24 protein-coding genes and 1 tRNA gene are annotated in these 23660 nt (G+C 35.7%); 5 read left to right on the plus strand and 20 right to left on the minus strand.

Annotation, left to right across the window (positions count from 1 at the left end):
• Positions 1-71: 71 nt before the first annotated feature.
• The 10 genes from ezrA to DQM45_RS06395 form a co-directional block, all read right to left on the minus strand.
• Positions 72-1796 carry a septation ring formation regulator EzrA gene (gene ezrA, locus DQM45_RS06350; protein ID WP_003085792.1) on the minus strand — a complete coding sequence of 575 codons (1725 nt, stop codon included), beginning with the start codon at positions 1794-1796 and terminating at the stop codon, positions 72-74.
• A gap of 152 nt (positions 1797-1948) precedes the next feature.
• The gene (gene gyrB, locus DQM45_RS06355) at positions 1949-3901 is read right to left on the minus strand and encodes a DNA topoisomerase (ATP-hydrolyzing) subunit B (protein ID WP_003084428.1); all 1953 of its coding nucleotides are present in this window, start codon (positions 3899-3901) and stop codon (positions 1949-1951) included.
• Positions 3902-4462, minus strand: coding sequence for an HAD-IA family hydrolase (locus tag DQM45_RS06360; RefSeq protein WP_003082977.1), 561 nt, complete (start codon positions 4460-4462; stop codon positions 3902-3904).
• A gap of 101 nt (positions 4463-4563) precedes the next feature.
• Complete coding sequence (locus DQM45_RS06365) at positions 4564-5781, minus strand: FtsW/RodA/SpoVE family cell cycle protein (protein WP_003085945.1); 1218 nt, start codon at positions 5779-5781, stop codon at positions 4564-4566.
• A gap of 121 nt (positions 5782-5902) precedes the next feature.
• Positions 5903-5974 (minus strand) — tRNA-Arg (locus tag DQM45_RS06370).
• A 60-nt stretch (positions 5975-6034) separates the two neighbouring features.
• A complete protein-coding gene (locus DQM45_RS06375; protein WP_003083853.1) occupies positions 6035-6715 on the minus strand; it encodes a hypothetical protein in 681 nt (226 codons plus the stop codon).
• A 255-nt stretch (positions 6716-6970) separates the two neighbouring features.
• Positions 6971-7318, minus strand: coding sequence for a 50S ribosomal protein L19 (gene rplS, locus DQM45_RS06380; RefSeq protein ID WP_003084324.1), 348 nt, complete (start codon positions 7316-7318; stop codon positions 6971-6973).
• Positions 7319-7452: 134 nt separating this feature from the next.
• On the minus strand, positions 7453-8670 hold the full coding sequence (locus tag DQM45_RS06385) for a chloride channel protein (RefSeq protein WP_003085504.1): 1218 nt from the start codon (positions 8668-8670) through the stop codon (positions 7453-7455).
• Positions 8657-8935, minus strand: a complete 279-nt coding sequence (locus DQM45_RS06390) for a chorismate mutase (protein WP_003083479.1) — start codon at positions 8933-8935, stop codon at positions 8657-8659. The genes DQM45_RS06385 and DQM45_RS06390 overlap by 14 nt, the downstream gene beginning before the upstream one ends.
• A 111-nt stretch (positions 8936-9046) precedes the next feature.
• A complete protein-coding gene (locus tag DQM45_RS06395) occupies positions 9047-9496 on the minus strand; it encodes a flavodoxin (protein WP_003085023.1) in 450 nt (149 codons plus the stop codon).
• Positions 9497-9803: 307 nt separating this feature from the next.
• Here DQM45_RS06395 and yghU point away from each other — a divergent pair, with 307 nt between their 5' ends.
• From yghU to DQM45_RS06415, 4 genes are all read left to right on the plus strand, one after another.
• Positions 9804-10583, plus strand: a complete 780-nt coding sequence (gene yghU, locus DQM45_RS06400) for a glutathione-dependent disulfide-bond oxidoreductase (RefSeq protein WP_003084432.1) — start codon at positions 9804-9806, stop codon at positions 10581-10583.
• A gap of 278 nt (positions 10584-10861) precedes the next feature.
• The gene (locus tag DQM45_RS06405; RefSeq protein ID WP_003082936.1) at positions 10862-11296 is read left to right on the plus strand and encodes a GNAT family N-acetyltransferase; all 435 of its coding nucleotides are present in this window, start codon (positions 10862-10864) and stop codon (positions 11294-11296) included.
• 8 nt (positions 11297-11304) lie between these two features.
• Positions 11305-12237 (plus strand): DHH family phosphoesterase, encoded by a 933-nt coding sequence (locus tag DQM45_RS06410; protein ID WP_003083871.1) that lies wholly within the window; start codon positions 11305-11307, stop codon positions 12235-12237.
• A gap of 113 nt (positions 12238-12350) precedes the next feature.
• On the plus strand, positions 12351-12611 hold the full coding sequence (locus tag DQM45_RS06415) for a type B 50S ribosomal protein L31 (RefSeq protein ID WP_003086121.1): 261 nt from the start codon (positions 12351-12353) through the stop codon (positions 12609-12611).
• Between the two features lie 216 nt (positions 12612-12827).
• Here the strand turns inward: DQM45_RS06415 and DQM45_RS06420 are convergent, their stop codons facing one another.
• From DQM45_RS06420 to DQM45_RS06435, 4 genes are read right to left on the minus strand one after another with little or no spacing between them, the layout of a single operon-like run.
• On the minus strand, positions 12828-13235 hold the full coding sequence (locus DQM45_RS06420) for a PTS sugar transporter subunit IIA (RefSeq protein WP_003085766.1): 408 nt from the start codon (positions 13233-13235) through the stop codon (positions 12828-12830).
• Positions 13236-13239: 4 nt separating this feature from the next.
• On the minus strand, positions 13240-14058 hold the full coding sequence (locus DQM45_RS06425; RefSeq protein ID WP_039984582.1) for a PTS system mannose/fructose/sorbose family transporter subunit IID: 819 nt from the start codon (positions 14056-14058) through the stop codon (positions 13240-13242).
• Positions 14045-14926 (minus strand): PTS mannose/fructose/sorbose/N-acetylgalactosamine transporter subunit IIC, encoded by an 882-nt coding sequence (locus tag DQM45_RS06430; protein WP_003084529.1) that lies wholly within the window; start codon positions 14924-14926, stop codon positions 14045-14047. Before DQM45_RS06430 ends, DQM45_RS06425 begins: the two co-directional genes overlap by 14 nt.
• A gap of 12 nt (positions 14927-14938) precedes the next feature.
• Positions 14939-15442, minus strand: coding sequence for a PTS system mannose/fructose/N-acetylgalactosamine-transporter subunit IIB (locus tag DQM45_RS06435; protein ID WP_003083389.1), 504 nt, complete (start codon positions 15440-15442; stop codon positions 14939-14941).
• 156 nt (positions 15443-15598) lie between these two features.
• On the opposite strand from DQM45_RS06435, the gene DQM45_RS06440 reads away from it, so the two are divergent.
• On the plus strand, positions 15599-16318 hold the full coding sequence (locus DQM45_RS06440; protein WP_003085062.1) for a GntR family transcriptional regulator: 720 nt from the start codon (positions 15599-15601) through the stop codon (positions 16316-16318).
• 29 nt (positions 16319-16347) lie between these two features.
• Here DQM45_RS06440 and lacD read toward each other — a convergent pair whose 3' ends face one another.
• From lacD to DQM45_RS06470, 6 genes are all read right to left on the minus strand, one after another.
• Complete coding sequence (lacD, locus tag DQM45_RS06445; RefSeq protein ID WP_003082618.1) at positions 16348-17325, minus strand: tagatose-bisphosphate aldolase; 978 nt, start codon at positions 17323-17325, stop codon at positions 16348-16350.
• 3 nt (positions 17326-17328) lie between these two features.
• Entirely contained in the window at positions 17329-18504 is a 1176-nt protein-coding gene (locus tag DQM45_RS06450; RefSeq protein ID WP_003083772.1) for an SIS domain-containing protein, read from the minus strand.
• Between the two features lie 19 nt (positions 18505-18523).
• Positions 18524-19246 carry a GntR family transcriptional regulator gene (locus tag DQM45_RS06455; protein ID WP_003084975.1) on the minus strand — a complete coding sequence of 241 codons (723 nt, stop codon included), beginning with the start codon at positions 19244-19246 and terminating at the stop codon, positions 18524-18526.
• Positions 19247-19349: 103 nt separating this feature from the next.
• Positions 19350-20894: a zinc ABC transporter substrate-binding protein AdcA gene (locus DQM45_RS06460; protein ID WP_003083424.1), complete on the minus strand. Its 1545-nt coding sequence runs from the start codon at positions 20892-20894 to the stop codon at positions 19350-19352.
• Between the two features lie 302 nt (positions 20895-21196).
• Complete coding sequence (locus tag DQM45_RS06465) at positions 21197-21946, minus strand: ADP-ribosyltransferase (protein ID WP_003085890.1); 750 nt, start codon at positions 21944-21946, stop codon at positions 21197-21199.
• Between the two features lie 254 nt (positions 21947-22200).
• Positions 22201-23598 (minus strand): C69 family dipeptidase, encoded by a 1398-nt coding sequence (locus tag DQM45_RS06470; RefSeq protein WP_003085987.1) that lies wholly within the window; start codon positions 23596-23598, stop codon positions 22201-22203.
• Positions 23599-23660: the final 62 nt, after the last annotated feature.

Genomic DNA, 23660 nt, shown 5'->3' on the forward strand with positions numbered 1-23660 from the left:
ATACTGTTCTTATTTTACAGAAAATTATAATCAAAGGCAATATAAAAAAGTTCGAGCAAGGTGCTCAAACTTTAAAATCGAATCCGTTCTTTTGTTCGTTCATAAGAATTCACAAATCTGTCGGTAACACCGGGTTCAACTGTTTCTAATGCATAAGAAATTTCATCAAATGAAGCTTGATAATCATGTTCAACCTCAAATAAATGCATAGCTACTTCAAAGGAAGATTGCACCCCAGCTTCAAAACTACGATAACGATTAGAATACTGTAATAATTGTTCTGTTAAGGTAGCATTTCCGACAACTTGGTAAGTATAATCTTCTAAGTTTGCGATTGAAGCACTTGAAATATCAGATAAACGCACGATAGCCTCGATATCGATCTTACCTTTACTTAGTTCGTCCATTAAAGCTTCGAGTTGCGTTGATGTTGTAAAGAAAACATTGAGATAATCTTGAGGAATCCCAGGTAAATTACGTTTTTCGATAAAACGCTTGATCATATGAAGTTGAGCCACAAACTTATCAGCGTCTTTGCGAGCCTTTACTTCAATGGCTTCAATATCCTTAATAGAATCAAAGACTTCAATTTGACCCGCTTCCACAGCTCCAAGTTTTTTCAAGTATTTATCAAAAAGAACTTGCAATTCCGAGTAAGGAACTTCTTGATTCGAGATATCTTTTGCTAGTTCAAGAGCATTTTCTTCAACATCTTTGATATCCTTTTCAAAAGCTTTTACATTTAAAGTTTGGTTTTCAGTAATGATATACTTACGTGATAAACGTGCCATTTCATCAGCAAGCTTTCGATTATTTTCTTTAGCATGTGCTAAGTAGGAAGGAATAATCTTACTGTCTCTTACGACCTGTTTATGAGCCTTTATTTCACGTTCAAACAAATCATACAATGAATCGATACGTTCTTGTATATGATCATTATTTTCCCTAGCACTGTCTAAATCAAGATTGGCTAAATCAGAAGAATTTGTCCGAATAGCTTCTCTAATTTCCTGAAAACGTGCCTCAATATTAGTCTCAGCAAAATGATAGTTTTCTTCTAATAGACGACGGTAACCTGACTCAAGATCATCTAATTGGTCTGGAAAATGTGTTTCAAGTTTTTCAACAATTGCTGGAATTTGTTCTGTAATCTGACCAAGCGCAATCGTATGCTCTTCAGCTCGATCAAGCACTTCAGAAGCCTCAACTGGGTCTCCAGAAGAATTTAAAGTGACAAACTGTGAAAATTCAGTCTCAATATTTTTCATCTGTTTGTCAATTTCAGGTTTAGTTGAACCAAAATTATCATCATTCTCTAAGATCCATTTTTGAAGGTTTTCATATAAATCTAAAGCATGCGTCACACGAGCGCTATTTTTTTCTTCTTGTTCTTTTAGGATATCTAAAGCTTCGCGGATAGACTGAATATCTTCTTCCACCAAGTTCAACTGACTTTCGACATTGTTAATCTCATGTTTGGCGCGAATAAAATTGAAAGTGTCATTCAATTTCTCGGCCTCAAACAAATGATTTTCAATATCAGCAAAAGAATTGAGGGTTAAATCAACCCATTTTTGGTTCCATTCTCTAAAAGATGTTTGACTTTGACCAATCAAATGTAAGGATTTGACTTCCTCAATTTCATCATTTACAGGTAAGCCAAATAGTTCTACTTTTCTATCTTCTAGACTACTAATCAATGACTCATTACGTTTTCTAATAATGACTCCTATTAAATAGGCAATAATCACAAGTAGGACTATAGCTACAATGAGCAAAATAATTCCGCTTGACATCTTAATCTCCTTATTTTATGCGGTGTAATCACTTTTTATTAAATTCAATTCTAGATTTAGTGATAGTTCGCTACTTTATTAAAATTTATCAAAAATACATTATAACGTTTCGATTATAACATACTTTAAAGTGCTTTTCAAAGGATATTTCACTAAATATCAAGCGTACTATAGACCGCATTTTCTTCAATAAATTCACGTCTTGGCTCAACACGGTCACCCATTAACATGTCAAAAACTCTATCTGCTTCAGCAGCATCATCAACTGTTACTTTTGCCATTAAACGATTTTCAGGATCCATAGTTGTTTCCCATAATTGGTGATCATCCATTTCTCCTAGACCTTTATAACGTTGAACTGAGGGTTTTGATCGGCCACTACTATATTTTTCTAAAGCATCTTGTAATTGTGTTTCTTGGTTGACACCCGGCTGAATATATTCTTTTATTTCATTGCCGACTTTAACACCATAAATTGGTGGCTGAGCGATGTAAACATAACCTGCCTCAAGAACTGGTCGCATAAAGCGATAAATTAATGTTAAGAGTAACGTTCTAATATGAGCTCCATCAACATCAGCATCTGTCATGATAACTAGTTTTTGATATCTTGCTTTACTTACATCAAAATCAGCGCCAAAACCCGTTCCCATAGCCGTAAACAAGCTTCTAATTTCTTCATTAGCTAAGATCTTATCCATCGTCGCTTTTTCAACGTTTAATATCTTACCACGAATAGGTAAAATTGCTTGAAATTCCCGATTTCGTCCAGATTTAGCAGAACCACCCGCAGAGTCTCCTTCGACGATGAAAAGTTCATTTTGGCTAGCATCGTTAGAGGAACAGTCCGCAAGTTTTCCTGGTAAATTTGAAATTTCTAGACCTGATTTTTTACGCGTAACTTCACGTGCACGTTTTGCTGCTATCCTTGCCTTAGAGGCTAGAATACCTTTTTCAACAATTCTTCTAGCAATTTGAGGATTTTCTAATAAAAAACGATGAAAAGCTTCACTAAACAAACGGTTCGTAATTTTGACAACCTCAGAATTCCCCAATTTTGTTTTTGTTTGGCCTTCAAACTGTGGATTTGGATGTTTGACAGAGATTACCGCAGTTAAACCCTCGCGAACATCTTCACCAGTCAGATTATCATCATTTTCTTTTAGAATCTTATTCTTCTTAGCATAGTCATTGATTACTCTAGTTAAAGCAGTTCGGAAACCTTGCTCATGCGTTCCGCCTTCATGGGTATGAATGTTATTAGCAAAACTCATGACATTTTCATGATAACCAGTAGTATACTGCATTGCAACTTCTACAGCAATACCATCCATCTCTCCATCTGTGTAAATGGGAGTTTCAATAATAACATCTTTTTTTTCATTGAGGTATTCAACATAAGAACCAATACCACCTTCGTAGTGGAAATCCTTTTCTTGTTGCATTCCTGGGCGCTTATCTGAAATTGATATTCTTAAACCCCGATTCAAAAAAGCAAGTTCTTGTATTCTCTTAGCAAGTTTATCAAAGTTAAAAATAACTGTTTCTGTAAAAATTTCTGGATCCGGTGTAAAATGGACCGTAGTCCCTGTTAATTCGGTTTCTCCAATAATTTTTAAGTCATCAACAACAACACCGCGTCTAAATTCTTGATAATGAATTTGACCATTTTTATAGACTCTAACATCTAACTGAGTTGATAAAGCATTGACAACGGATGATCCAACTCCATGCAAACCACCAGAGACTTTATAGCCCCCGCCACCAAATTTACCACCGGCGTGTAAAACAGTAAACACTGTCTCGACTGCTGGTCTTCCTGTTTTAGCTTGAATGTCTACGGGAATCCCACGACCATCGTCAACAACAGTGATGGAATTATCTTCTTCAATAAAAACCTCGATATGACTAGCAAAACCAGCTAAGGCCTCATCAATAGAATTATCGACAATCTCCCAAACCAAGTGGTGTAAGCCCTCAGATGAAGTTGATCCAATATACATTCCTGGACGCATGCGAACAGCTTCTAAACCTTCTAAAACTTGAATTTGGCTGGCGTCATATTCTTGTACATTGTCTTCTAACGGTTTGTTTTCTTCAATCATTTAATTTACTATCTCCAATAATGACTTATTTTCATCAACAAGCAAAGTATCAAAATTTGCGGATTGTCCTGCTTGGCAATCAATGGGACGATCTCCAATGACCAAAGCATTGTGAATATGGTATTTTTCTTTTAAGTACAGAATACTTTCGGGATTAGGCTTTCGTGCAAAACCATCGTTTGCGGTCACAATCTCAGTAAAATACTGCATTAAATGAGCCTTTTTTAAGAGAAGTAACACTTGATTATCACGATGAGAGACTAAAAAATTACGCTTCCCATCTTCTACTATCTTTTTGAGTATTTCTTTAGCTCCAGAACGCCAAATAGGATTGGACAAAGCCTTTGCTTCATTTAATTTATAATCATTAAGAAACTGACTCTCAAAAGGTGCAAAGTAGTTAACTGCAACTTCTGTCGACTCTTTTAATTTGGCATAGACAGCATCATGACTCCCAGAAAGATGATAAGTAGCCAAAGTTTCCACGAATGCTCGGGTAGAAGTCTCATAATTATCTAAAAGAGTTCCACCTAAGTCCCAAATGTAATCTTCGTAATTCATAACCCTAATTATAACATATTTTACCCCTATTTTATAGTATGAAAGTAAAATAAAAGGATTGTCTAGTTATTACAGAAAAGTAATACAGACAATCACTATTTTTAGTAGTCGTAACGATAACTTCTTCTTAATTGTTGTTCACTTTCAATTTCACCCGCCAACACATGTTGATAATTCATGGACAGAATCAAGCCAACACCAATGAGATTGGAAATCAAAGCAGAGCCACCTTGTGAAATAAAGGGCAAAGGAATCCCCGTCAGTGGTAAAATTCCGATAGCAGCGCCTATATTTTCAAAAATATGAAAGAGAATCATCATGATAAAGCCAGTTGAAATATAAGTGTAGAAAAGATTGTTAGACTCGAATGTGACTTTCAACATTCTATATATTAAAAGAAGGTAGAGCATTAACAAAATTGCAGATCCAATAAAGCCAAAATTTTCAGCAATTACAGTGAAAATCATATCACTTTCTCTTACAGGAACTGGTAAATCTAAGTGATTAAACCCCTTCCCAAAAAGTCCTCCACTACCTATGGAAATCATGCTTTGTGTTTGCTGGTAAGCAATAGTTTCAGAATACTCAAATGGTGTTAAGAAAGCTGAAATCCGATTGATTTGATAAGCATCCATTCCCATCTTAAAGAAAAAATCCTTGCCTTGGGGGAGAATAAAAACTAGAAAAAAAGTTGCAATAGATAATAAAACGCCAAAAGCGATCGGTAAAATAAGCCACCAAGAAATACCAGAGATTAACACGACTCCAATCAAGATAGCCAGAAAAACCATGGCTGTTCCTAAGTCTTTTTGTAAACCCAATAGAACCATCACGGGTAGGGTTAATAAAAGATACAATCCTAGGAGTTTCCAATCATCCTTAAAAGTTGATCTTTCCTCTTTCCCCTTAAACCATACAGTTAGGCGAGCTAAAACCAGAATATAAGAAATTTTCATAAATTCTGACGGTTGAAAAAGAGTTACAGAGCCAATAGTAATCCAATTCCTAGCACCAGTAGCAGCGACTAGCTGTGGACTATAAAAAAATAGAGGTAAAATCATCAAAACAAGTCCTAAGGTATAAAGAAAAGGCGTCAGCTTCCATAAAACCTTAGTACTAAAAAACATGAGAACAAAAGCAAATAAGGATCCAAAACCTATCCATAAGAACTGCTGAACCATAACTTTAGTCAAATTTTTAGGATAATCATGATAAGTTGCCACATACACAGCCAGAAGACCAATCAATAGTAAACAAAAAACGGGAGTGATAATGCCATAGTCAATTTTATGATCAAGGCTTCTCTTATGATATGCCATTCTATCCTACTTTCTATATTATCGAACCACTTTAGATTACAGGTACGAAGAGAAGATTTCCTTAATACGAAAAAATGAAAAAAGGACCAAATATTTGGTCACTATTAACAATTTTCACAGATGGCCCCTGCAGGAATCGAACCTGCAACTACTCCTTAGGAGGGAGTTGTTATATCCATTGAACTAAGGAGCCTAAGGCATTATACCTCCATCTATTGTAGCCTAGAAAATCAGGAATTGCAAGTTTAAATCTTTAGTCCTGATGACTTTCTCGATATTTCATCATTTTCTTTTTAAAAAGATCACCATTGGTTGGTGGAGTGATGGTAACCGCATTCGCTCCAGCATCAATAACAGCTTTGACGGTCTCATCTGTAGGGCCACCAGTGGCCATAATCGGTATGTCAGGAAATGATTGTCTAATTTTACGAACAACCTGAGGAGTATCTGGTCCGCAAGAAATATTTAAAATATCCACCCCTGCTGCAATCCGTCCCCTAATATCAGAATGTTCTGATACCACTGTATAAATAATGGGAATGTCAATGAAGTCTTCAATATCACGAATGGTTTCAACCTTTGTAGGCCCGTTAACAACTACAGCATATGCCCCTTCTGACTCTGAAAAAAGGCTCATATTTGCTGAACGAAATCCTGTTGTTAAACCACCACCAACGCCAGCTAAAACTGGTACCGATGAAGCAATCATAATACTTTTTAAAATAGCTGGGTGCGGGGTAAAAGGGTAGACCGCCAAGACTGCATCAGCATCGCTATTAGCAATAATAGAAACATCTGTACTAAATAAGACTGAACGTATCCGACGACCATAAATAAAAATTCCAGAACATTCCTGAATAACCTCTGGCATTTTTATCATCTCTTTCCGTAAATCCGACATAACAATTGGTGCTTCAAGTTTTCTAGCTGACATCTTTCTCCTTCTACATTTCGTTTTTCTTTAATATTTTATCACAGACTGAACGTTTTCGACTGTCAAAGACTCAACATTATTCATAATTCTTAACCTTAGCAAATAGCTTTCACTGTTACCCTATAACTGACTGTCCTTAATAATATTAGTGAGCATCTAGGTATTTACATTTTTTAACACTAAAAACCAGCCTGTGTTTTATCACAAGCTGGTTTTTCAATTTCTGTCGACTTATAGATACCTTTGGTAGCTAAATTAACGACGGATTTCTTTAATACGTGCTGCTTTACCTTGTAATGCACGTAAGTAGTAAAGTTTAGCGCGACGAACTTTACCGTAACGGATAACTTCAATTTTATCTACACGTGGAGTGTGGATTGGGAAAGTACGCTCAACACCGATACCACTTGAAATTTTACGAACAGTGTACATCTCAGAAATGCCTTGTCCTTTACGTGAAATAACAACACCTTCAAAGATCTGGATACGTTCGCGAGTACCTTCGACAACTTTTGCGTGAACACGTACGGTGTCACCAGCGCGGAACTCAGGGATATCAGTACGAAGTTGACCTTCAGTCAAACTTTGGATTAATGGATTCATTTTCTATTCTCCTATCTTACTAATCTTTAGAGCAACCTGATGACAGTCTAAGCGGATTAGCCGTAATTTCTATGTGTCCATCACACACAAAGTGTATTTTAACACATTTTACCAGACTTGTAAAGATATTTTCTTTACAAAATTAGTCTTTCCTGCTTACTATAAATGCTATATTTACGATTGAGACTGTAGGCAAAAACAAGGGCTAGAAAGAAAAAAACAAAATTTTTCGAACCAAAAACTTCAAAGCCGATAAAAAGTGGTGCAAAAAAAGTATTTGTCGCACTTGAAAAAACACAAATATAACCAAGGGCAGCAACCAATTCAATTGGTAAACCAAAAAGTGGTGCTAAAACTGCGCCAAGGGAGGCTCCAATAGCAAATAAGGGAGTAACCTCTCCTCCTTGAAAACCAGCTGCAATCGTTATTACTGTAAGTACAAATTTAAAAAACCAATCATAAGTCAAAACTTGCTTTTCATTAAAAGCAGCAGCTATTAAATTTGTTCCTAAGCCACTATAGCGTCCTAGATGTAAAAGGATTAAAAGCAGGGATAAAAGGAATCCAATAATCATAATTCGCTGATAGGGGTTCTCTAAAATGTGTGAGAAATAGCTTTTCAAACGTGATAAACTGATAGCAAAAGCATTTCCCACAATTCCAAATAATAAACCCAATATTAATATCTTAAAAAAGAGGTCTAGACTTAGCTCTAGGGGATACTTTAAAGCTACTGAAAATTTCTCTAGACCTAAGAAGTGAGTTGTCATAGAAGCTGTAAATGCTGCAATTGTTGTTGGGATAAGTGCTCTAAAGAAAACATGATCTAATAACAACAACTCTAAAGAAAACAAAACTGCTGCAATGGGAGTTTGAAATAAGCCAGCAAAACCAGCCGACATACCAATCACCAAATACAGACGAGAAGCATTTTCAAACTGACTAAATTTTGTAAAATAGTGTGCTAAGCTGGCACCTATTTGAACAGCTACACCTTCTCTTCCCGCGCTTCCTCCAAACAGATGTGTCATCCAAGTTGACAAAATAATTAGAGGGATTAATACGGGAGGAATCGCCTCTTCTTTCCCCTGCCCAACCTCAAAAAGCAAAGACATACCAGCTTTAGCTTTTCCTCCAAAACGGTCATAAAGAAAAATGATAAGTAAACCACTGATTGCTAAAAAAGGAATTAAGTATAAAAAATGAGTATCCCTAAAAGCTGATAATATAAGTAGGCCTTTTCCAAAAACAAAGTCTAAAAAACCCACAAGAAAACCGATAATTATGGCAAATAGACTTAAAAATATGAGTCCTTGTTTTTTTGCTCTGGTGTCTATGCTAGTCTTTGTCATGAATTAACCTCTGGCATTGATAAAGGCGAGAATAGGTCATAACGGACTCAAAGGTAGCTAAAATCGTTTTCTCATAATCAGCATTTTGGATATTTTTAGAAACCATTTCCAGAATAGCTGTCTCGCGTTGCTGGTTTAAAACTTCAATCTGTTCACGTTTTTTATAAGCTGCAATCTGATTAATCAAGTCCATTCGCTTTTCTAATAAAATAACTAGTTGAGCATCAATATGATCAATCTCTCGACGAAGTTGCTCTAGATCCATAGATTTCCTACTTTCTTTTTTTATTTTTCTAGATTATAAGAAAAATTAGCTAACAAAACAATAAAAATACTAGGAATTCCTAGTATTTTGCTTTACAAACCTTATCTGTTATTAGATAGCTTCTACGGCTTCTGACATTTTTTCAGCAAAAAATTCCAGCTTCTCAATATCTTCTTCTTCAGCTGCTAAATCAACTTTAACAGAATCAGCTCCTTTTCTTGCACCGGTTAGAGCAAATTGTTCTTCAAATTCATCTACTGATTTACAGAAATAATCATAGAAGGTATCACCAGAACCAACAACACCATAGATTTTCCCAGATAAGTCTAAATCTTGTAAATCCTCATAGAAGTCTACAATCTCATCAGGTAAATCACCATCGCCATAAGTATAAGTTGCAACAATTGCTATATCAGCATCTTCAAAATCTGAAGCATCTACTGAGGTACATTCGTCAATCTCTACGTCATGTCCAAGTTCTTGCAATTTACTTGCAACGATATCAGCAATTTCTTCAGTATTTCCTGTCATGCTGGCATAAACGATCTTTGCTAATGCCATAATTTCCTCCAAAAACTAAACTGCTCTTATTTTACCACACTTTTTTGAGAAAAGCATCTGCATTTTAAGATAGCTTCTATTTCCTAAGACCTTGATTAAAAATTAGTCAAAAAGACTTGGGCCTGACCTTTATAATAAGCTCTTTCTTACACTCTACTACTACCGATAGAATTCATCTATGACATTTCCAAAAAAGGACACTTCTTACATCAAGTATAAACTTCATCTTGCTTTGGTAATTTTATCTTTTGTTTTAGCTACTTCTTTTTGATATGATGATTTTAAGAAAAATTAGGAGGATAAACCTATGTCTGAATATCAACTCCCAACTGTTTGGGAAAACACTGCTAAAGAAACTGACAACAATCAGCCAACAGCCGGAAGCCGTTTCAAGCAAGTTATACCAAAAGGCAATGCTCCTTTTCAACTATATACCTTAGGAACTCCAAATGGCATCAAACCCTTAATCATGCTCGAAGAACTAAAGGAATTAGGCATTGAAGAAAGTCAATATGACGCCTTCAAAATTAAGATTGACCAAGGTCAACAATTTGGTAGTGATTTTGTTGCCATCAATCCTAACTCAAAAATTCCTGCCTTAGTTGATCAGAGTACAGAGAAATCAATTCGTATTTTTGAATCAGCGAATATCTTGCTTTACCTAGCTGACAAGTTTCAGTCTTTAATCAGCTCCGACTGGAGTACACGGACCGAAACACTTAATTGGCTCTTTTGGCAAACTGGAGCCGCCCCTTTTGTTGGCGGTGGATTTGGCCACTTCTTCCATTATGCTCCAGAGAAACTACAATATCCCATTAACCGTTACACTATGGAGACAAAGCGTCAGTTAGATCTTTTGGATAGAGAACTAGCTAGCAAAGATTATATTGTAGGTAATGAGTATAGCATTGCCGATATTGCCATTTGGTCTTGGTATGGACAACTCGCCCTTGATGATCTCTATAAAGATGCTGGTACGTTTCTTGATGTAACAGAATATCAAAACCTTCAAGCGTGGGCAAGACGGATATCGAAAAGGCCTGCTGTTAAACGGGCTTTGGCTTGTCAGCTAACGGATATTAACTAAAGAGTGATGGAAAATTCCATCACTTTTTCTCAGATAAATTTTTATAAAACTTGCGGACCAAATCTGAAAAGATAATAAGTTAATAAATACTAGAAAAGAGCGTGAGGAGAGGGATATATGACTAACATCAATAAAGCACTTCTTTCTAATACCGACTCCTTTAATCATTAACACTATTTGATAGTTAATGTCATTTATGCAAAAGCTTTTCTAAGTGAATGACTTATTGCAAATATGTTATAATATGACCATTAAGTAGGGTGAGGAGAGAAAAACCTATGTGGATGGTAAAAAGTTTTAAAGAGCTTAGTCGAGAGCAACTCTTTGCAATACTAAAAGTACGCGTGGAGGTCTTTGTTGTTGAGCAGAACTGTGCCTATCCAGAGATTGATGAACTGGACAAGACTGCAATACATCTTTTTAAAATAGATGAGTTTGGACAAGTAATGGCTTACTGTCGCCTAATCCCTACTGCAAGTGAAATCAAGCTAGGACGCGTCTTAGTAGGAAAGAATTATCGTCAGTTAGGTCTCGGACGTGATTTAGTTCATCACGCTTTAGGCTATTGCGCCAAGAAATATCCCGAAAAACCAGTCTATGCACAAGCGCAAGCTTATTTAGAAAACTTCTATAATTCTTTTGGATTTTTCAGTACATCAGAGGTTTACCTTGAAGATAATATTCCCCATATTGATATGATTAAAATAGATTAGAGGATATCATGACCATTTACCAACAAATTTTGGATGAAATTATAAAAAGTGAGACAATTATTATTCACCGCCACCAGAATCCCGACCCAGATGCTATCGGCAGCCAAGTTGGCTTAAAAGAACTAATTTTAGCTAATTTTCCTGACAAGAGAGTTTTAGCTACGGGTTTTGATGAACCAAGTCTCGTTTGGATTGCCCAAATGGATCCTGTCACTGACGACGATTATCGTGATGCACTTGTAATTGTGACTGATACGGCAAATCGCCCTAGAATTGATAATCCTAGATATTGCAATGGAAAAAAATTAATCAAAATTGATCACCACCCAAATGATGATGTCTATGGCGATATTTCTCTAGTTGATACTACAGCCTCAAGTGCCAGTGAAATTATTGCTGATCTTGCTTTTAGTCTCAATTTAACATTATCTGCCAAGGCTGCATCCTTACTTTATACAGGAATTGTAGGCGATACAGGACGTTTTCTCTACCCAGCAACTACTGCTAAAACTTTTCACATAGCTTCTAAACTTAGAGAATACCAATTTGATTTTGCAACGATTTCACGCCAAATCGATTCTTTTCCCTTCAAAATTGCTAAATTACAAGGCTATGTCTTCGATCACTTAGAAGTTGATAAAAATGGTGTTGCGCGGGTAGTTCTGAGTCAAGAAACGTTAAAATCCTTCGATATTTCAGAAGCTGAAAGCTCAGCTATCGTCTCTGCACCAGGGAAAATTGATATGGTTAGCGTTTGGGCTATCTTTGTTCAACATGAAGATGGTAGCTTCAGAGTACGGATGCGCAGTAAAGAAAAAACAATTAATCAAATCGCTAAAGCCCATGAAGGAGGCGGGCACCCCTTAGCCAGTGGTGCTAATTCCTATAGCCTAGCAGAAAACGAGCAGATTTATCGAGAAATGCAAGCACTCTTTGATTAGATAATTTTTTAATTTTAAGTAAAAGGCTTGTCAAAATAAGATAAGTTTGATAAACTAGACTAGTTAATAACTATGGGCAAAGGCACCATGGCAGAAAGGAAATTATTTTAAAGATGAGAAAAGACATCCATCCAGATTATCGTCCAGTTGTATTTTTAGATACAACTACAGGTTACCAGTTCCTTAGTGGATCTACTAAATCAAGCAACGAAACTGTTGAGTTTGAAGGTGAAACTTATCCACTTATTCGTGTAGAAATTTCATCAGATTCTCACCCATTCTATACAGGACGTCAAAAATTTACACAAGCAGACGGACGTGTCGATCGTTTCAACAAAAAATACGGTCTCAAAGACGCAAACGCAGCAAAATAAGGCAAAAATATATAACCACTTCTTCTCAGAAGTGGTTTTTTAATATCAAAAATTCCTTAGTTTAAAATGTTAGATTCTCATAAAACTAAACTTAACACGATAAGAACTTCTTTTTCATCAAGTAATGTTTCCAAATCATTTGATGGTTTAATTGATATCACATATAGCCTAACCTAATGTGTCATCAAATACCATTAATTAAAACGCAACAAATACTTATAATTCATCTTCCTCATCATTATTTTGCTCTAGTAAGGTATTTACAAAATGAATATTTTCTTGAGCAAATCTCTTTAAATCAATCTCTTGGTCCAACATTTGACTATTTAGAAAAGCAATTATCATAGGCATATTCATCCCGGCGTAGAGTTCAAAATGATGACCCGCCATCAATAACTGCGTAGCAACATTGCAAGGAGTTCCTCCCAATAAGTCTGCAAAAATAAGGAAGTCCCCTTCAATATTATTAATGATTGTTAACAATTTTTTTCTAAAATCCTCTGCTCCTTCAATAGTCTCTAAACCAACCGAAAAAATAGTATTTTGTGGCCCCATTATCATTTCCGTTGATTTTTTCAGCTCATGACAAAAATGACCGTGACTAATTAATATAAGACTTTTCACTCTTCTAAACTCCTAATATTTTGAAATAAGCCATAATAATGGCAAAAATGATGATCGCAAATATGGCCTTTGTTGGTGTCATCCCTTTCCTACCAAGGAGCCAAAAAACAGCTCCAGTAAAAATAGCTGGAAGCAAGCGAGGGAAAATAGTATTTAATAAGTCTTGAATATCAATTACTTTCGAACCGATTTTGGGAGCTGCTGTAAATTTAAAATTAATCATGGTAGCAATCAAAGCACCCACCATGAAGACCCCCATAACGGAGGCAGCATCAACCAAGGAAGATAACCTGTCACGCATGGTTGTCACCAACTTTGTTCCTTCCTTATAAGCAACTTCCAGCTGTTTCCATCGAAAAACGTTAATCAACATTTGAACACTGACCCACATCAAAATACCAATAATCCCTGACCATATACCGTCTTTTGCTAAACCAGCTGCAATTGAACCCATAATTGCTGGGATTAAAGAGACAAAGACAGAATCGCCAATTGGTGCAAAGGGTCCCATTAAGCCAGTTTTGACTCCATTTACAGCGTCTCTAGCTTGGATACCTTCATTTTCTTCCAGTGCCAAATCAATCCCCGTAATAATGGTATGAAAAAAATTTGAAGTATTGAAGAATTGTGTATGAACAACCATCATTTCTTTTAATTCTGGACTATTATCACCATATAACTTGCGTAATTGTGGCAAAATCATATAGAGATAACCTGACCCTTGCATGCGTTCATAATTCCAACCCCATTGGAAAGTAAATAAACTTCTTTTATTAATTTGTTTAAAATCTTGCTTACTTAATTTATAATCAGATTTCATCATCTTCAATTTCCCCACTTTCAGAGACTTGAACTCTTTGTTCGATTATCGGTGTTTTTTGATTATTTTTATAATGCAATGTTGCTAAGCAGGCCCCAATAATTGCAATTCCAATCATAGGTAAACTTTTATACGGAGAGGTATCAAAATCTTTGGATAGGGTCGTTAAGGCAGTACTGACAGTTTGTAAATTAGTATAAACCGTTGTTAACATTGCCGTTAAGACAAAACCTAAAGCCAAATAGTGACCATTCCGTTTTACTGGTAGATAGTGTAAAAGAATGGCGAAACCTAGACCAGGTAACATTTTACCGGCCAAAGTTAAACCATTAGCTAACCATTGATACTGTTGAATACCGTTAACCAAAGCTTGAACAAAGTGTCCACCAAGCGTAACTGCTAAAAAGACCGGCAAAGCTCTAGACAAGGCCCACGGGAGGGCCCCCATTAGATAGTTTCTTTCGATTCCTTTGTAGTTATGATTCTCCACATGAGCATCTATTCTGTGTGCAAAATAAGTTGTTGAAAAGCGACCTAAAATATCAGTATATACCATTAACGCGGCTACTGGCACTGCAATGGTTGAAATTGCAATTTCTGGTTTAATTCCCTGTGAAACTGAGAAAGCTGTCGCAATAACCGCACCCGAAGTTGCGTCAATTCGTGAAGCACCACCAAAGGTTCCGACACCTAGAACCATCAGTTGAAGACTACCGCCAATCCAAAGTCCTGTTTTTAAGTCACCCATTATTAAACCAGCTATAAAACCCGCAAATACTGGTGATCCAGCTGAAGAAACAATCGTTAATTCATCAAGAATTTGATATGCTGAGTATAAGGTTAATAAAAATATTTGCCACCATTGAATCATTTGAAAATCCTCCTAGTTATGATGAGATTCCTGTCTCACTTTATTAAGTAAAGGCATGAAATCGATAGCTGTATCACTTGGTACCATCTGTGCAATTAGTCTTGTCCCAGTTCTAGCAATAGCGTCAAAATCATCAATATCTTGTTTAAGAACATTTATTGAGCGTGTAAGGGGTATTGTGTCAGATGATTGGGACATATTTCCCACATTAAGATCAGAAATAGCTACACCTTTATTAATAAGTTCTAAAAAACGATCTGGTTTCTTAGCTACAATTAATAAGCGTTGAGAATCATAACGGCCAGCTAAAATGTTGCTAGCAGCTTTTTCAACTGTTAATATAGATAATTTAATACCTGCTGGAGTTGCTAACTTCAAGGCTGTTTTTTCTAAATCATTGGCGACAATCTCGTTATCTATCACCATAATTCTTGAAATATTAAGTTTGGTTGTCCATAAATTAGCGACTTGACCATGAATCAAACGTCCATCGATTCGTGTTGCAATAATTGTCATCGTGTTCTCCTAGTTTCTACAATAATTATTAGTAAGCGTTTTCATTTTTATCAATAAATACACTGTTACAATTAGTTTTATAAGAGCATAGCTTTTTATAACATTTTCGGTATAATTTTAAGTAAGAAGCGTACAGAAATGGACTGAGGGTAACCTATGCAAGCTAAAAAACCAAAATATCAAGTTATTAAAGAAAATCTTTATCACCTCATTATGTCAAAGCATTATAAAAAAGGAGACTTATTTTTTACTGAGGCAGAATTGATCAAAAAATACAAGGCAAGCTCTATAACCATCAAACGGGCTTTAAAAGAACTTGAAAATGATGGCTTCATTAGTCGTAAACGTGGTTTAGGAACTTTTATCAAAAAAACTAGTAAAGATAAAATTGTTCATTTTTCCTACACCAATAACACATCAAACCATCAAGAAGATGTGCATATTTTGAGTTTAGAAAAAGGAAATGATCCTTATTATTTAAATCTTTTAGGCCTTCATAAAACTGAGTATTATTATATTCTGTCACGTCAAAGGTGGATAGATAAAGAGCCTTATCTATTCCAAAGATCTTTTATCGCACACGATTACATTGCTAATCCCGAGGCAGATTTATCTTCTTATGCTTCTATCTATCAACGCTTTTTTGAAGATTTTAACATTCAAATGGCTGAACAAGACTTTTCTCAAAAAACTGATTTAACCCTTGATTATAGCAATGAAGTGGCTAAATTTTTACAATTAGATAAAAAGCAACCGTGTGTCCGTCAACTTAAACTAACCAAAGATAAGACATCACATCGTATTTTGGAATATGCAGAAGTTTATAAAAATTGGAAATTTTTTCAGTACCGCATTAATTCTCTTCACTACGATTGACATTAAGACTGATGTAGGGAAATATCTTCTTATACTTTATTTGTCCAAGGACTGGCTGTCTTAGCTAAAACGTCATTAAGAGATTCAATATTCTTTACCCCTTCTTGTCTTAGCCATTGACGAGCTGCAGCCTCTCCTTCTTTGATATAGACTGAAACAACATCGGCCCATGTAGCACGACCACAAAGAACACCGTTAAACGTCGCTCCTGACTGGGCCGCAAATATTAAGGTTTCTTGGAATAGCTGAGCTGACACTCCTGCACTAAGGTAGATGTACGGTAAGTGACTGGCTGCTTCTTGTTCTTTAAAAGCTAGGGCCGCGTCTGCTTTACTATAAAGAATGGGACCTTCTGTAAAGCCTTCAACATAGGCCATATTAAGTGGAACTTCCACTTTCAAAACATCAATCCCAAACCGTTTAGCCGAAAAAACTCTCATGGCTTCATTAACTTTATGGGCTTTTACTTTGGCGAAAGCAATACTGCTATTATCACTAATCTTTTCATCATAGGTCAAAATCTCTAAAAAGAAGGGAAGATCTTCTGCTTGACACTCTGAACCGATGCGTTCAATGTAAGCTTTCTTTTGGTGGTTAACAGCCTCATTGCCATCAACGTCATAATAGAGGAGAAACCTAATCGCATCTGCACCAGCTGCTTTAAGACCTTTCACTGACCAGTCTTCTAGACAGTCTGGTAAGCGACTACTTGTCTTGGCATCGTAGCCTGTTTTTTCGTAAGCCAGTAACAAACCTGCTTTTTGGTCTTTGACTTCAATAGCTGGTAACCCATATTCTGGGTCTAAGAGAATTGAGGAAGCATAGGGAGTTAATTCTTCAGATACCAGCCGCTTTAAGCTTACTATTTGCTCAGTTGTTGGCTCTTCTTTTTGATGGCTTGCCATCATCCTTTTTAGAGCACCGCGTTGATCAAAAGCCAATGCAGAAATAATTCCGTCACGGCTTACTTTTTCTAAGTAGGCTTTTTTATTTGATATAACTGTCATTTTTTACTCCTTTGAATAATTGTATATTCTCACACCTTTAACAACACGGTTAACGGTTCCACTTTCAGAAGGAGTATCTGGTAAGTTATGGACTTCGATTGAGGCTAGTAGCGCAACTGTTTGAGCAAAAAATATCATAGGAAAAGCTAAGTAAGCATCAGGCAAGAGAAAGTCCGAATTCAGAACAAAGTTTTTACCACTGAAATTCTTCTCTTTTCTCTGACCAATCGCAATGGTTGACTGAGCGATCTGATCATTAGCAATTTCTTCTAAAATATCAAGATCATATTGTCTTGTGTAAGGATGATTATTAATAAAACCAAAGACCAGTGTCCGTTCATTAATAAAAGATTTTGGACCATGTCTGAAACCCATAGAGGAGTCATGAAGCGTTGCAATTTTGCCAGCTGTTAGTTCTAATATTTTTAATTGCGCTTCTTGTGTTAATCCTGCTAAAGATCCCGAACCTAAATAGACTAAGCGATTAAAAGGTTTCTGCATGAAATCATTAATTTCTGTCTCCCTATCAATAATGTCTTCAGCCATTCTTCTCATTTGTGAGATAAAATCTAATTTTTCCTCATTGGTGTGAGACTTATCAAAAATTAACAAAGCTGATAGCATCATACAAGTAAAACTTCCTGTCATAGCAAAACCAGCATCGTTTGAACGAGGAGGCATTAAAAATAAGAAATTGCGCTTATCATCTCGAGCTCTTTTGGCTAACTCTCCCTCCTTTGCACAGGTAATTGTTAAATGATAACAATTAGTAACTAATTGATTGACTAGTTCCACTGTTGCAATACTTTCAGGACTATTACCACTTCTTGCAAAAGAAACTAATAAGACGGTATCTTCCTCATAAAGGTAATAATGAGGAGCAGACACAATGTCTGTTGAAGCAATACTGTAGAAAAGAAACTGCTCTCGTTGCCCGTAGGTTTGTAAAAATGACCAAATACTATTACCGACATATTCGGAGGTTCCAGCTCCGGTAAAAATAACTTTGATTTTTGTGTCAGCGCTTTCAATGACTTTGTTTAAAAAAGAAGAAAGTTTTTCTTCTTTATCCAAAAATTGCTGATAGACTTGATCCCACAAATCAGGTTCTTGTTTAATTTCTTTAGTGGTAATGGTAGCTCCCAATTGCTTAAGTTCCTGCTCAGTTAATTGAAACATATTGACCTCCTAAAATCTTTTATTGATTGGGTTGATGAATAATTTTATATTTAAAATGGTCAGCTCTAGCAATTGAAAAAGTGTGTTCAATTAAAAGATTTTTATCATTATAGGTTTTACGTATCATGTGTAATACAGGATCACCTTTTTGTATACCTAATAATTGAGCCTCATAATCAAGAGCGATACTAGCGTAAAACTCTTCTTCAGCAAGTCGAATCTGTTGACGGTAACCTTCTGCAAAAATATCATATAAGGGTTTTTGTAATAATAAGTCTTTTGATAAATCATTGAATAGGTTAGCAGGAAGATAGGATCTTTCAAACATCATTGGCTCACCATCTGCTAGTCTCACCCGTTCTAGCTCAAAAGCTTCACCGTCTGCATCCATTTCTAAAAACTTTTCTAGATAATCCTTTACTGCTACTTTCTCAAAAGAAATGATTTCAGTTTTTGGTTTCTTTCCTATTTTTTTCATCTGCTCAGTAAAGCTATATGTAGTCGCTAAGTCTGTTATGGGCCCCTTCAATTTTGAAACATAGGTCCCTCTACCATGAACTTTGTAAATTAGACCACGTGATTCTAACTCCTTCAGAGCTTGCCGAACAGTTATGCGACTAACAGAATAGCTTTCACTCAACTCTCTTTCTGACAACAACTTCTCATGAGGAGCCATATCTTTTCTAATCTTTACTTCAAGTTGATCGACTAATTTTTGATATAATGGTTGATTTTTCGTCATATAATTATTTCCCTCTACTGGTTATAACCACCTAAGAGTATAGTATACTAACCAGACTTTGTCAAGAAAAAAAGAACTGATAATTTTCAGTTCTTTTTTCTTATTAATGAGCATTAATCTCTTGAGCAATTTCACGTCCTGATAAATCAGACTTGTAATATGTTGGCCAATGATCCCATTTTGATGCAATCTCATCATGACCCTGTGCTCCCCAATAAAGATGGAAATGCTCTGCCTTGTTTGGTGCTATTTCATGGTCACTGAATTGTATATATTTAAATTCACCAGCATCTTTTTCTTTAGCTTCAAACATGTAGCGAACACCACGGTTTCCTTTTTCGTAAGTAATGATTTTTTTACCAGAATAGCTATATGTAAAAGTTTTCTTATCATCGCCACGTTCAAAAGTAATTGTTGACTTCTTACCATTAATTTTAATGGCAGTTACATCAGTCTTATAGCCAGCTTCGTAATAATCTTTGTATTCCTTCGCTGTCATCTTTCCTTTTGATTTTTTAGCTTTATAATCCATAACCTGATCTAAAGTACCATCTTGTAAATAAGGATAGACAGACTGCCAATTACCAGACCAATCACTTAGCTTACGATCCTTCACAGCATTATCTTTGAAATAGCCGTTGTAAACTGATTTACTATTATCTTCTTCTGGTTTAATTTCCTTGCCATCACGCTTAGTTGTTAATTCTAAAGCTTTAAGGTTTTCACGCATAACACTGAAGTAATCCTCACCAGCTTTGATCTCTTTTTGGGTTAAACTTTCGAGTGGGCTTAAAACGACAGACTTGACACCTGCTTCTTTGGCAAGTGTTTTAGCAACTTTACTTGAGGCATTCTCTTCAAAATAGATATATTTGATATCATATTTTTTTACATATTTTGAAAGTTCAGCTAAACGTTTTGCTGAAGGCTCATTTTCTGGAGAAACACCATTAATAGCAATTTGATTTAAACCATAGTCAAGTGCCATGTAACCAAAAGCAGCATGTTGTGTCACAAAACTCTTTTGTTTTGCTGAAGATAAAGCCTCACTATAGTCTTTATCTAGCTTTTTCAGTTTTTCAATATATGCAGCTGCATTTGATTTGAAGACATCAGCTTTCTTAGGGTATTTCTTTGAAAGCGAATCGCGGATATTTTCCACTACAGTAATGCTACGATATGGAGATAACCAGACATGGGGATCAAATTTATGGCTATGACCTTCCTCATCATGATGGTCATGATCTTTTTTGCTTTCTTCATGGTCATGGTCTTCACTTGAACCAGCAGCTAAAATCATTGACCCTGTTCCCTTAATATAATCAACTTTATCTGATTTAATTGATTTTTTCACTTTTGGAATCCAAGTTTCCATATTATCATCCATGTAGACGATTGCATCCGAATCTTGAATTTTTTTGACATCCTTCGTCGTTGGCTCAAACTCATGGGGCTCAGTTCCAGCTTTCATTAACATTGAAACATCGCCATCATTGCCTACAACCCCTTTAGTAAATTCATACACGGGATAAAAAGTCGTCATTATCTTAACTTTAGTATCTTCTGCTTCTACTTGCTTAACTTGACTTAATTGCCATGCTGATGTCAATCCGACAAAACTCATCATTAAAAGAATTTTCTTTTTCATGATTCCTCCTCTTTTATTAACTGGTTAAAGTTTCACTGGTTAAGTATATCATTTAAAAAAGAAAATGTCACGTAATTTTATTTCTTCAGGAGTTATCGTGAAAAAAATAACTTCTATATTTCTTTTCGTCATTCTATAGAGCTAATCCGTAGATATAAGATAAAATGTAAGGTTCTAGGAAAAAGTAAGCTAAAGAGCCCAATCCTATGGAATAGAGAACTAGGCCCTTAACTAACAATAAATATTAGCAACTTTTTGATCATTAATATCTAACGTAGACATTTTAAAGAATTCGCAAATTCCTACATAGTCGCTTTTAGTCTTACTTCAATATTAAGCTTTTTATTACTGTCCGATAAATAAGCACCTATAACTTCTAGTTGACTCCCCCGCGGAAACAACAATTCAAGTTCCGAAGGAACCCATGAATAGGGCTCAACAAAAGCTGCCTTTGTTCCTCTATTAACTCTGATTCGTAATTCTATTGGTCTTTGCATCATAGCACCATTTTTCAAAGCTGTGGTACTCATAAAACTATATTTTGTATACTGAACTCCTGGCGTAAATTTATCTAATACCTTTGGATTAAATTTACCATTTGTGTAACAGTTATCTAGTTGTTCTTGGGTAAAACCTAAATCTAAAAGAAAACTGGTATAAACATAGCGGTAAACAATAGTATCCCAAGGAATAGACATTTTATGCGTAGCATTATCCAACACTTCTACCTGCTTTCTCATTTCTGAAGTTAGCTGACTAAGGTCACTTTTAATCTTATCAAGTTGACTATTAATGGAAATAGACTGCTCACAAGTATAGTCATGTAATCCCTTTTTTTCTTCTTCAGTAAATATAGTCTTATCTGCCCAGCGCTTGTTAATAATGTACTTTGTAATTTCTGAATCTGTAAACTTGAAATATGCACTGTCTCCATCAAATACAATACTATCAGCTTCATCATAATAATGTTGGGAAAGTACTGTACTTTGTCCTATAAAGAAAAAAAGTGAAATAAAAGGTATTAAGATAATATTTTTAAATTTTTGATTCATCCACTTTGCCTCCAATTTTAACTACTAACAAAACTAGGACCTAAACACTATTAAATGAGTTTATAATCTCTACCTAAGCATTTGTAAAATAGTCCTTACCACCTAAATTCAAATAACTAATAGTTTGAAATAATATTTTTACTATCATATCCCATAACTTCTGTAGAATAAAATCTGATTTTTAGAAATTTCTCAAATCATGAACGATATAAAAAACCTTAAGGTTATAACCCTTAAGGTTTTCAACTGTTATATTAATCACTTAAACTAAAACGATTAGTCATTAAGTTGCTGGCATCAAAAAGAATTTTGTTGAGTAAGGCTTGTGTCTCAATTTGGATATAATCACTCATTTCCTGATTTTTCTGAGTTAAATCCACAGCTTGACCTTCAGCAATCAGCTCTTCAACAGCATGAAGCATAGCATGACCTTTAGCCATTGTCTTTTCAACATAGGCTTCTATATCACTGTCATGGTGATTAAAATGTGGGTCTGCGATTGCTGCAATGAGGCGATTAACCCAATAGAAACTATCCGTTGAGGCATTTTCAGTAGTATTTGTGAAATAGTCTGGCATATCAGACACCTGAGTAAAGAGTGGCACCATCGTATTAAATGGCATTGAGCCAAATGCAACCCATTGGATACCTGCAATTTCCTTAGCTTGATGTGGTCTTAATTGAAGGATTGATGTTTGGCTCGTACGATTAATACCGATGGTTCTAAACGTTTTTCGACTAACCTTATCTCCTTCAGGACCATAGGGATTATAAATTGTATCTTGATAATGACTACTCAAGACATACTTAATGTCTTCAATAGTTACTTTACGGTAGGGTTTTTGACACCAGGGGATGGCAAAACTACGTGGGTCTTGCTCAATCTCAGGATTTAAGTATTTTTGCATAATCCAAGCTCGTGGTGTATTGTAATGACGATCTTTATCACGTTGACTACCAAAGGCATAGCGAGGATTGAAATGTTCATTACTATAAGTTAAATCTAAATGATACTTATTAATAAAGTCTTTAAGATCTTCTGAACAGAGATACTCATCAGGATTATTAAATTCAAAGTGATCTATGCCTAGTTGATTAGGATTAGTCACATAGGCATCATCTGGGACACGTCTGGCAATCCAATGATGACCACCAACTGTTTCTAGCCACCAAATTTCATTTTCATCAGAAAAAGCAACACCATTTGACTCATAAGTGCCATACTGGCTGAGTAGTTGCCCTAAGCGTAAAACACCCTCACGCGCCGACCTAATATAAGGTAACACCAAAGTCAGCATATCTTCTTCGCCGATACCATTTTTAACTAACGGATCTGCGCCTAGTACACGTGCATTAGTGGTAATGGTTTCTGTTGCACTCATAGCAACGTTCTCAGAATTAATCCCCGCTTCCGCCCAAATCCCATCTTTACCCAAAGCGTCAGGAACCGAGGTATAGGTTAGAGGGTTGTCAGGCAAATCGATGCCAAAACGCGATAAGACTGCTTGATAATGACGGGGGTGCTCATTAGCTGTTATCAGAGCCATCTTCTTTGGAGTAAAATCTCCATTTTGCGAATCTTCTGTTCTAGCCACCAAAGTAGAGCCATCATAAGAAGCTTTTTTCCCAACGAGAATTGTTGTGCATGACATAATATATCTCCTTTATAGTATGATTAGGGGCACAAACACAGACAGTTAGTTGGCTGTGCTTA

It is taken from the genome of Streptococcus porcinus (assembly GCF_900475415.1).
Lineage (GTDB): Bacteria > Bacillota > Bacilli > Lactobacillales > Streptococcaceae > Streptococcus > Streptococcus porcinus.

What these genes read in the sequence shown, in the direction of transcription:
- ezrA (WP_003085792.1), bottom strand. Translation starts at nt 1,796, where the DNA reads ATGTCAAGCGGAATTATTTTGCTCATTGTAGCTATAGTCCTACTTGTG.
- gyrB (WP_003084428.1), bottom strand. Translation starts at nt 3,901, where the DNA reads ATGATTGAAGAAAACAAACCGTTAGAAGACAATGTACAAGAATATGAC.
- DQM45_RS06360 (WP_003082977.1), bottom strand. Translation starts at nt 4,462, where the DNA reads ATGAATTACGAAGATTACATTTGGGACTTAGGTGGAACTCTTTTAGAT.
- DQM45_RS06365 (WP_003085945.1), bottom strand. Translation starts at nt 5,781, where the DNA reads ATGGCATATCATAAGAGAAGCCTTGATCATAAAATTGACTATGGCATT.
- DQM45_RS06375 (WP_003083853.1), bottom strand. Translation starts at nt 6,715, where the DNA reads ATGTCAGCTAGAAAACTTGAAGCACCAATTGTTATGTCGGATTTACGG.
- rplS (WP_003084324.1), bottom strand. Translation starts at nt 7,318, where the DNA reads ATGAATCCATTAATCCAAAGTTTGACTGAAGGTCAACTTCGTACTGAT.
- DQM45_RS06385 (WP_003085504.1), bottom strand. Translation starts at nt 8,670, where the DNA reads ATGACAAAGACTAGCATAGACACCAGAGCAAAAAAACAAGGACTCATA.
- DQM45_RS06390 (WP_003083479.1), bottom strand. Translation starts at nt 8,935, where the DNA reads ATGGATCTAGAGCAACTTCGTCGAGAGATTGATCATATTGATGCTCAA.
- DQM45_RS06395 (WP_003085023.1), bottom strand. Translation starts at nt 9,496, where the DNA reads ATGGCATTAGCAAAGATCGTTTATGCCAGCATGACAGGAAATACTGAA.
- yghU (WP_003084432.1), top strand. Translation starts at nt 9,804, where the DNA reads ATGTCTGAATATCAACTCCCAACTGTTTGGGAAAACACTGCTAAAGAA.
- DQM45_RS06405 (WP_003082936.1), top strand. Translation starts at nt 10,862, where the DNA reads ATGTGGATGGTAAAAAGTTTTAAAGAGCTTAGTCGAGAGCAACTCTTT.
- DQM45_RS06410 (WP_003083871.1), top strand. Translation starts at nt 11,305, where the DNA reads ATGACCATTTACCAACAAATTTTGGATGAAATTATAAAAAGTGAGACA.
- DQM45_RS06415 (WP_003086121.1), top strand. Translation starts at nt 12,351, where the DNA reads ATGAGAAAAGACATCCATCCAGATTATCGTCCAGTTGTATTTTTAGAT.
- DQM45_RS06425 (WP_039984582.1), bottom strand. Translation starts at nt 14,058, where the DNA reads ATGATGAAATCTGATTATAAATTAAGTAAGCAAGATTTTAAACAAATT.
- DQM45_RS06430 (WP_003084529.1), bottom strand. Translation starts at nt 14,926, where the DNA reads ATGATTCAATGGTGGCAAATATTTTTATTAACCTTATACTCAGCATAT.
- DQM45_RS06435 (WP_003083389.1), bottom strand. Translation starts at nt 15,442, where the DNA reads ATGACAATTATTGCAACACGAATCGATGGACGTTTGATTCATGGTCAA.
- DQM45_RS06440 (WP_003085062.1), top strand. Translation starts at nt 15,599, where the DNA reads ATGCAAGCTAAAAAACCAAAATATCAAGTTATTAAAGAAAATCTTTAT.
- lacD (WP_003082618.1), bottom strand. Translation starts at nt 17,325, where the DNA reads ATGACAGTTATATCAAATAAAAAAGCCTACTTAGAAAAAGTAAGCCGT.
- DQM45_RS06450 (WP_003083772.1), bottom strand. Translation starts at nt 18,504, where the DNA reads ATGTTTCAATTAACTGAGCAGGAACTTAAGCAATTGGGAGCTACCATT.
- DQM45_RS06455 (WP_003084975.1), bottom strand. Translation starts at nt 19,246, where the DNA reads ATGACGAAAAATCAACCATTATATCAAAAATTAGTCGATCAACTTGAA.
- DQM45_RS06460 (WP_003083424.1), bottom strand. Translation starts at nt 20,894, where the DNA reads ATGAAAAAGAAAATTCTTTTAATGATGAGTTTTGTCGGATTGACATCA.
- DQM45_RS06465 (WP_003085890.1), bottom strand. Translation starts at nt 21,946, where the DNA reads ATGAATCAAAAATTTAAAAATATTATCTTAATACCTTTTATTTCACTT.
- DQM45_RS06470 (WP_003085987.1), bottom strand. Translation starts at nt 23,598, where the DNA reads ATGTCATGCACAACAATTCTCGTTGGGAAAAAAGCTTCTTATGATGGC.